6 protein-coding genes are annotated in these 9,662 nt (G+C 51.6%); 3 read left to right on the plus strand and 3 right to left on the minus strand.

What is annotated here, in order from left to right; translation table 11 throughout:
- Positions 1 to 69 precede the first annotated feature (69 nt).
- The 3 genes from M0L20_RS26755 to M0L20_RS26765 are packed head-to-tail and all read left to right on the plus strand — an operon-like array spanning position 70 to position 7,327.
- Complete coding sequence (locus M0L20_RS26755) at positions 70 to 3,261, plus strand: SusC/RagA family TonB-linked outer membrane protein (RefSeq protein WP_248480281.1); 3,192 nt, start codon at positions 70 to 72, stop codon at positions 3,259 to 3,261.
- 56 nt (positions 3,262 to 3,317) lie between these two features.
- The gene (locus tag M0L20_RS26760; protein WP_248480282.1) at positions 3,318 to 4,802 is read left to right on the plus strand and encodes a RagB/SusD family nutrient uptake outer membrane protein; all 1,485 of its coding nucleotides are present in this window, start codon (positions 3,318 to 3,320) and stop codon (positions 4,800 to 4,802) included.
- Positions 4,803 to 4,846: 44 nt separating this feature from the next.
- Positions 4,847 to 7,327, plus strand: coding sequence for a hypothetical protein (locus tag M0L20_RS26765; RefSeq protein WP_248480284.1), 2,481 nt, complete (start codon positions 4,847 to 4,849; stop codon positions 7,325 to 7,327).
- 668 nt (positions 7,328 to 7,995) lie between these two features.
- Here M0L20_RS26765 and M0L20_RS26770 read toward each other — a convergent pair.
- The 3 genes from M0L20_RS26770 to M0L20_RS30520 form a co-directional block, all read right to left on the minus strand.
- Positions 7,996 to 8,910: a helix-turn-helix domain-containing protein gene (locus M0L20_RS26770; RefSeq protein WP_248480285.1), complete on the minus strand. Its 915-nt coding sequence runs from the start codon at positions 8,908 to 8,910 to the stop codon at positions 7,996 to 7,998.
- 50 nt (positions 8,911 to 8,960) lie between these two features.
- Positions 8,961 to 9,194: an aldo/keto reductase gene (locus M0L20_RS30515; RefSeq protein WP_494338095.1), complete on the minus strand. Its 234-nt coding sequence runs from the start codon at positions 9,192 to 9,194 to the stop codon at positions 8,961 to 8,963.
- Positions 9,173 to 9,662, minus strand: a 490-nt coding sequence (locus M0L20_RS30520) for an aldo/keto reductase (protein ID WP_494338096.1), incomplete at its 5' end; no start/stop codon positions are given. The genes M0L20_RS30515 and M0L20_RS30520, both read right to left, overlap by 22 nt.

The raw sequence follows: 9,662 nt of genomic DNA on the forward strand, positions 1-9,662 counted from the left end.
TGCATACTCTTATTTCAATAGGTACTGTACGGAGATAATCCATTTGTAATCTATAAATATCTGCATAATATGCGACAAAAGCGTTTACTGTATTACGTCGTTTTGGTCGGGTCTCTGTCGCCCGTGTTGACGCAGGGTCGGCAGATGCTTGATGAGGGTCCGGGTAAAACGCCGGAAAGTCTTTTGCCCGCCACTATAATCGTTATTCATGAGGAACAGGGTTGGGCCAAAACACTGCCTTTAGTTGCGACGACCAATCGACAACAGGCGGATGACCAGCTTATCTCGGGGACCATCACCGACGAAAAAGGAGCCACACTACCGGGGGTAAGTGTTCTTCTTAAAGAAAGCAGTCGCGGTTCGGCGGGACCCGGTTCGACGAATCGTCAGCGCGGAGCGGTTACGGATGCTAACGGCAGGTTTCAGTTAGCCGTGCCAGATGAAGCGACGCTAGTTGTCAGCTTTGTGGGGTATCTGACCCAGGAAATCGCGGTTGGCAATCGGCAAACAATCAACGTTCAGCTCGTTCCCGATACGAAAGCCCTGGAAGAAGTGGTGGTTGTGGGTTACGGAACACAGCGAAAAGTAGAAACGACGGGGGCCATCGCATCGGTCAAAGCCGCCGATTTGCTGCAAACGCCCGTGGCGAACGTAGCGCAGGGATTACAGGCGCGGGTAGCAGGCGTACAGATCACGCAGAATTCGGGGGCTCCGGGTGGTAATGTCAGCGTTCGTATTCGAGGCACCAACTCGATCAATGGGAGTTCTGAACCCCTGTACGTGATCGATGGTATTCAGATTGCCAACACAGGTAATATAACGGATGTAAGTCCGCTCTCGCAGATCAACCCAAACGACATCGAGTCGATTGACGTGCTGAAAGATGCCTCATCAACGGCTATTTATGGCGCGCGGGCTGCTAACGGCGTTGTGCTGATCACCACCAAACGCGGCAAAGACGGCGCGACGCGCGTTAGCTACGATGGCTACGGCGGGGTGCAGCAAGTCAATAAAACGCTGAACGTACTAGACGCCCGCCAGTTTGCTCAACTCGAAAATGAAGTCTATAAACGATCGATTTATACAGACCCGTCGAGCCTGGGCGAAGGGACGAACTGGCAAAATCTAATCTTCCGCAAAGCGCCTATTCAGAGTCATCAACTTTCGGTTACGGGTGGTAATCAGAAAACCCAACTGGCGCTCTCGCTGAACTACTTCAACCAAGACGGGATCATCAAAAACTCCAGCTTCGAGCGCTATTCATTCCGCTCTAATATCGACCACCGGCTGAGCGACCGGGTAAAGATCGGAACCAGTTTGTACTACGGGTATTCGGTCAATCGGGGGGTGAGCGTGGGCGGCACGGGTTCTGACGTAACCAGCAGCCGGGCGGGTGTGCTTGGGGCGGCCGTGGCGGCTCCTCCAACGCTGGTACCGTATCGGGCCGATGGTAGTGTCTACCCGTTTCAGGACCAGATGAATGGGCAATACCAGGAAGTGACAAACCCGTTGAACTTCATCACGCCCATCAACCGGCAAACGAGCCAGCGAATCTTGGCCAACGTATACGTCGACTTTGCCCTGTTCAAAGGCTTTACGTATCGCCCTAGTTTCAATGTCGATCTGGGCAATACACTATCTGAATTTTACTCACCGTTGTCGCTTCTAAGCCAGTCGCAGTTAGCGTCGGGTGGTGGTAGTGCATCGAATGTTACGTCGTTTGGTCGGACGCTTCTGCACGAAAGTATTTTCACGTATCGCACCCGTCTGGCCGAGCATCATACGTTGGCCGCTACGGCGGTTCTGGCTACGCAGGCTAATGTTAACCAGAGCTATACGCAAACCGCATCCAACTTTCCGAACGACATCACCGAAAATAATTCCGTTGGCCTGGCCGTGAACCAGCGGCTGAGCAGCGACAAAAACAAATCCCGGCTGGACTCGTACCTGGGACGGATCAACTACGGCTACAAAGACCGATATTTCCTGGATCTGACGGCCCGGGCCGATGGGTCGAGCAAATTTGGCGAGAACAATAAATACGGCTTTTTCCCCGCTGTGGCTGGTGCTTGGCGCATTGTGGAAGAGCCATTTATGAAATCAATTCCGGTGGTTTCTGATTTGAAATTACGCGGAAGCTGGGGCATCACCGGAAACGCGGGAGCCATTGATCCGTATCAATCGCTGGCCACAGTTGTCGCATCGGGTTTGAATTACAATTACAACCACAATCCGGTTACGGGTATTAATCCCAACGCCATCCCGAACCCGGATCTGAAGTGGGAACGCTCCACGCAGGTCGATGTGGGGCTCGATGTCAGTCTGCTCAATAACCGCCTGTCTGTCGTGGTCGATTACTATAACAAACGTACCGATAACCTGCTGTTTCAGAAAGTATTGCCTATGTCGTCGGGTTATACGTTTATCACGGGCAATTTCGGGTCGATCCAGAACCGGGGCGTCGAACTGGCTATCAATGGCCGGATTTTACAGGGATCTAAACGAGGGCTTCAATGGGATGCGTCAGCGAATGTGACGTTCAACAAAAACGAAGTGCTGGCGCTTGACGGTATTCTAGACGAACTCCCCCGGTCGGCGTTCGCACTGCTCAAGATCGGCTATCCGATGGGCCTGTATCGGACCTATATTTTTGACGGAATTAGTCAGACGGGTGAGGCCATTCTACCCGGCTACGACGGACGTGTTGGTGGTCATAAGGTGAAAGATATCAACGGCGATGGTACGATTACGGCGGCTGATCAGGTCATGGTGGGCAACTCGCAGCCGAAATACATCTTTGGGTTCTCGTCGTCATTTCGCTACCGGGGCTTCGATCTAAATCTGTTTGTGCAGGGCGTACAGGGCAACAAGCTCATGAACCTGTTCCGGTATACGTTCGAAACGGCGCTGGGGCAACAGAATGTACTGGCGGGGATGGCCAATCGCTGGTCGACAACGAACCCCAATAATGAGTATGCCAGCGGATTTCAGGGCGGACGATTGCCCATTTCAGACCGCTACGTTGAAGATGCCTCATTTGTCCGGCTGAAAAATGTGTCACTGGGCTATACGTTCCCGAAAATAAAAGGCATCAACCAGATTCGGATTTACGTAAGCGCCAATAATGCGCTGACACTCACGAATTATACGGGCTTCGATCCGGAGGTCAACAACTTTGGTAATGCCACGACACAATTTGTTGATAACGGTACGTACCCAATCGCCCGGTCGTTCCTAGGGGGCCTCCAAATCACACTGTAGATCATGAGCGAAAGACTGACACAACATCACTCATTTGCTCGTTCACTTGTTCTCCCATGAAGAAACACATCCTACTGCTGATGGCTTTGTCGGGCCTGACGGTTTCGTGCAGCAAACTCGATGAAACGGTGTATTCATCCATTTTTACGACCAATTTTTATAGAACAGCCTCTGATGCCGAAGCGGGCATTGCGGCTGCAGCTGGCTCACTGATCAACCTGTATGGCTTTCCATTGGTTGCTGTGTCCGATTTTGCGGCTGACCAGGCATACCCTCGGGCTGTGGTAGGCCGGAATACCATTACGTTGTTTTCGTACGATCCGTATTACACGGCCCAGCGCAACTCGGGCCGTCACGAGACCGAGGGGCCCCAGGGTGTCTGGCGGTTTAGTTACAAAGGAATTGAGAATGCCAACTGGGTCATCGAGAAAGTCCCGGCTATTCCAATGGACGCCCAGCGCCGAACGGAAATCGTGGCGGAAGCCTATGCGTTGCGGGCACTGTACCACTGGACGCTGACGAAAACGTTCAACGAAATTCCCGTCAAGACCCGAGCCAGCTCTAATGAAGCGGAGGCACTTGTTACCAAGAGTTCGCGAACCGACATCTACAAGCAAATTTACAGCGATTTGGATCAGGCCGTTGCCGGATTGCCCTCGTATTCAACCAGTCTGGTGAAGGGCCGGCCTTCAAAGGAAGCGATTCAGGGACTTTACGCCAAAATAGCCTTGTACAACGAAGACTGGGCAAAGGCATCGCAACTGGCCCAGGCGACGATCAGTTCGGGCAAATATGCGTTGATGCCGAGCGCATTGGATGTGTTCGACGTAGATAAGGAAGATGCGGCCCGTGTCGAGAATATGTGGGCCGTTGAAGCCGACCGCGTAACGCCTAGCCGCTGGTTGACCGTCATGGGGATTGCAGGTCCCCGTAACAGTTCCGGCCCTGACTACGCCAAAGTGTCCTACGGGTCGTGGTTTGCCTACCAGAATTTCTTTAACTCATTCTCACCCAGTGACAAACGACGCCAGCTGCTCGACACGACGTACCGGGATGTATCGGGAAAGATCGTGCCGCAGAAAGACATCACGCCCGTTACGCCCAAAGGCGTGCTGATCCGCAAATACCGCGATCCGAACTCCATTGCCGAAGCCAACAACTGCAACTTCCCGATCATCCGGCTGGCTGATGTATACCTGGTTGCCGCCGAAGCCGAAGCGCGTCAGAATGGAGCGACAGCTACCGCCTATGGGTACATCAACACGGTTCGGAAACGGGCGGGACTGGGCGACCTGACGCCTGGCTTAGGGAAAGACGCATTTATTGCCGCCGTCCTGCAAGAGCGGTCGTGGGAACTGTTTGCCGAAGCCGACCGCTGGTTCGACCTGACCCGGACGAACACCTTCCTGACTGTTATTCCGAAAGCGGTAAACGACGTGTATCCAACCCGAACACCGCAGGCCAAACACCGGTATTACCCCATTCCGCTGGAAGAAATTCAGGCGAATCCGAAACTAACGCAGAATCCCGGCTGGGAGTAGATCGCCACCGGTAACTATCTAACGATCAATTTACTTTAAACGCAATGAAAACGTTTTTTCTTTCGGTTAGCCTGCTGGGCTGGCTGCTTATTCAGGAGACTATAACCATCGCTCAGTCCAGGAAGGTACCGTCTTACAGCGGGATTTATCCGCAGCTGGCTATGTACAACAAAGAAGGGGAATGTGGTACGGGGGCCGTGGTACCATGGGCGGGCCGACTTTGGGTTGTTACGTACGGGCCACATTTGCCGCTTGGCTCGTCCGACAAGTTGTACGAAATAACGCCCGATTTAAAGCAGATCGTTCGGTCCGAAAGTATCGGTGGTACCCCTGCCAACCGGATGATTCATCCCGAGAGTAATCAGCTATTTATTGGTCCCTACGCTATCGACAGCAAAGCGCATGTCCGGGTCATACCCTATAAAACCATGCCTGGGCGTCATACCGGGAACGCCCGCCATCTGACTGATCCGAAAGGAAAAATCTATTACGGAACGATGGAGGAAGGGTTTTACGAAGTAGATGTTAATACTCTGGTGCCAACGATGCTGTACGAGGATGGCAACATCAGTAGAAAAAAAGAATCGGACGAATCGAATAATCTGGAAAATACGTTGCTGCCCGGTGCGCATGGCAAAGGTGTATACTCGGGTCAGGGCGTTATGGTCTATTCGAACAACGGCGAACCTGGAGCTAAAGCGCTGGCGCAGTTCGATGTAGATGCGGGTTCCCTGTCGGAGTGGAATGGCAAAGACTGGAAAGTTGTTCGGCGAAATCAGTTTGTCGAAGTAACGGGACCGGGCGGTATCTACGGCAATAAACACCCGGAAACGGACCCCATCTGGGCTACCGGCTGGGATCATAAATCCGTCTTGCTGGGCGTGCGTGATAAGATGACTGGCTGGCATTTTTTTCGGCTTCCCAAAGCGAGTCATTCGTACGACGGTGCCCATGGCTGGAATACCGAATGGCCCCGCATTCGGGATGTGGGTACGACGCAGAAACCAGATTATCTAATGACGATGCACGGTATGTTCTGGCAATTTCCGGGTGGTTTTACCGCATCGAATACCGCAGGTATCAGACCCCGCTCGGCGTATCTGAAAGTGATTGGTGATTACGCCCGCTGGAACGATCGGCTGGTTTTCGGCTGTGACGATTCGGCTCAAAAAGAATTTCTGAACAAACGAAAAGTAAAGGGTAACCTCGAAGGACCCGGCCAATCCAATTCGAATCTGTGGTTTACCTCGCTGAACTTACCCGATCAATTGGGCCCGAATAACGCCGAAGGAGCCGTCTGGCTAAATGAAGCGGTTTCGGCAAATCAACCCTCCGAGCCGTTTTTATTTGCCGGTTGGGCCAATCGCTCGGCCTGGGTTCAGAACAACAGCGACTCGGATATCCAACTGACGTTCGAGGTTGATAAAGGCGGGACAGGTAGCTGGTCCAGACAGCAAACGGTAACTGTCAGCGCACACAAAGCCGCACACGTACCCTTTGCCGCCGACATAACTGGCGAGTGGATTCGGATCAAGTCGGACAAAGCCGCCAATTTATCGGCCCACTTTTCCTATTCGGCGAACGATACGCGTACTACAACCGCTAACCCACTGTTTGCTGGTCTTAGCACCGTCTCAACCGCTGCTACGTCGGGTGGTTTGATGTACGGTCTGGGGGCTGATCGACGAGCGTTGGGACTGGCCGCTTCGACATACAACGGGGGGCAATCTACCGATGTCGGGTATTACGAACTGAATGCTGATATGCAGCTCGTTCGGAAGGAGGATGCCGGTGTGTTAAACGTCATCAAAACGAAGTTTGCGATTCCTCAGAATGTAGTAACGATTGATGAATCGAGCGTTTTGATCGTAGATGATAAAGGACGACGCTGGCGACTCCCCCTCGGCAACGATGCCTACACGACGTTGACCAATCAGGCCGCTCTTCGAATATGTCGGGAAGTAGCTACTGAACGCGACCTGCTCAATTGCCACGGGACATTCTACGAACTGCCCGCCGAAAACGCGGATGGATACGCCAAAATAAGACCCGTTTCGTCGCATAATCTGCGGATCAACGATTATGCCTCCTACCGGGGACTCTTGGTTATGACAGGCATCGATTTGAACGCGGCCAAAACGAATGAGCACATCATTGTCTCGGATGATAAGAAAGCCGCCGTTTGGGCGGGTGCTATCGATGATCTGTGGAAGCTGGGCAAACCAACCGGGCATGGTGGCCCCTGGAAAAACGCAGCGGTGAAAGCCAATGAAGCATCAGATCCTTATCTGATCGGTTTCTACGACCAACGCAGTCTGCAACTGTCGCATAAAGCGACCCAGCCGGTCACCTTTACCATCGAAGCCGATCCGGTCGGTTCGGGCGTTTGGATGACCTATAAGTCATTCACTGTTGCGCCTGGAAAAACGATCGACTATACATTCCCGAAGGATTTTCAGGCCCGATGGATCCGGTTTAAAACGGACAAAACGTGTGAAGCCACGACTTACCTAAACTACAAGTAAGGACGAACTTGAACCTAAGTAGTCATAAGAAGTATCTATCTCGTCACCTTTTTTATTCAATTAGCCCTGAGCATCGTTAGTAACGATGCTCAGGGCTAATTGAATGCTATGAGTCATCCCAAAGCTTGGATGGTGATCTAATAGCTGCTGAACAGTGTGAAAGTAAGCGATTTGATCAGTACCAATCACGACTATCTCATCTTCCCAATAGGTAAGAATCCGACGTCGGCTACCCCCTCTTCCGCCGGTATGGCCTGGCCTTTTACAACTAGTTTTGCCGGACCGTTTTGAACTTTCGACTGATAACTGACCAGGCTAACAGTAAGGCCATTAAATTGCCAAATGCCATTCTACCAATGACACGCCATCAGCCAAGATGCATATAGAAATAGATTTTATTTTTTTGCATCGTACGAGATTGCTAATACGCTTAGCACCTTCCCTTCCGGAGTATGTACCTGACTCACACGCCCCAATTAAAAAGTAGATACAGGCATATACCTCCGTCTAACTTGGTAGTGTTTGAATACATTGTACAACAACTATAACTTGTTCACCTAAGCCAAGTGAAGCGCTCTTCTCGGCAATAACACGATCAATGGGGCCGCATCCTTGAGTTAAAGAATTAGTAAGAATGCGTTGGAAACGGCAATCTAATCATGCACTGCTTAAGTAAACGATTGCCGGTATTGTAAGGGAGTCACCTTAGTCTTGTTCTTGAACAACTGGCTGAACGACTGCGGAAAATCAAAACCTAGTTGGAAGCCGATTTCGCTGACGGTTAAACTCGTTTGCGTGAGCAATGATTTGGCCTTTTCGATGACGTAGCGATGAATGTGCTGCTGGGCGTTTTGCCCCGTATACGTTTTCAGCAGGTCGCTTAAATAGCTATCCGAATAATTCATCTTTTCGGCCAGATAAGAGACTGAAGGCAACCCTTCGCTTAGGGCTTTATCATGGGAAAAGTAATCAGATAAGACGCTTTCCAGCCGCGTCAGTACATCATGGCTGATGGGCTTACGGGTCATAAACTGCCGACCGTAAAATCGTTGGGCATAACTCAACAATAGGTCAAGGTGAGCCATGAACACCGCTTCAGAATAGGGGTCAATTCGTTCGTTAAGTTCATGTCGAAGCATCGTCATCACCGAAAGCATTAAGGTCTCTTCCTGATCGGACAAGTGAAGGGCTTCGTGAACGGCATAGTCGAAAAACCCATACTGCTTTATTCGCTGATCAAGCGCATGCCCTCGGATCAAATCGGGATGGAACACCACACACCAGCCGCTTGGTTTATGATCGTCAGTAATGTTACTCGTCACTTGCCCTGGCGCGGTGCAAAACAGGATGCCTTCGTCAAAATCACAGTAGCCCTGCCCGTAGCGTATTTTTCCCGTTACGTTGCGTTTGAGCGAGATGCAAAACAGCTCGAGGACAAGCGTTTGCGGGCGCGTGTCGGCCCGCGTATGATCCATGTCATCGAAAGTAAAGACGCTGATCAATGGATGGACAGGTTTGGGAAGTCCAAGTATTCGGTGTTGCTCTGAAATGGAATGTATTGGGTGGGGCGATTGCTTTTTCATAGGCTAAGTATATGCGACAGGCAGGGCTTAAACCCTGCCTGCACGACTGGCTACTGATCGATAGCTTGCATGCCAGCCTGATCATACCGATCACCCGTCTGGGTTCCTAACGGAATGATCGCTTCCAGACGTTCCAGATCTTCATCGCTCAACTGGATCTGAGTAGCACCGATATTTTCGTCCAGGTACTTCCGGCGTTTGGTGCCGGGGATTGGCACAACCCCTTTAGCCAGCACCCAGGCCAGGGCCAGTTGTGAAACAGTTACCTGTTTTTCGAGTGCCATTGCCTGAATTGCTGCCAGCAACTCCAGGTTCTTAAAAACTGTTCACCCTGAAAGCGGGGCAGCGAACGCCTGAAATCATCAGCGGCCAGATCGTCCGGACTTTTCAAGTCGCCCGTTATAAAGCCGCGGCCAAGGGGCGAATAGGCAACAAAGCCAATGCCCAGTTTAGCAAGGGCAGGCAACAGGCTTGTTTCTTCCGCGCTGCGTTCAAAAAGCGAATACTCGGTTTGTACAGCCGTAATGGGATGGTTCGCATGGGCCCGCCGGATGGTGTCTATGGATACTTCTGACAAGCCGATGTAGCGGATCTTTCCTTCCTGAACTAACTCGGACATCGCTTGCACGGTTTCTTCGATGGGTGTAGCCGGATCCAGCCGATGCAGATAATACAGATCGATGTAGTCCGTAGCCAAGTTTTTTAACGATCGTTCGGCTGCTTTCTTGACATAGGCCTTGTCGGCTCTGAAT

The sequence above is a fragment of the Spirosoma liriopis genome (genome assembly GCF_023196085.1).
GTDB classification, from domain to species: domain Bacteria; phylum Bacteroidota; class Bacteroidia; order Cytophagales; family Spirosomataceae; genus Spirosoma; species Spirosoma oryzicola.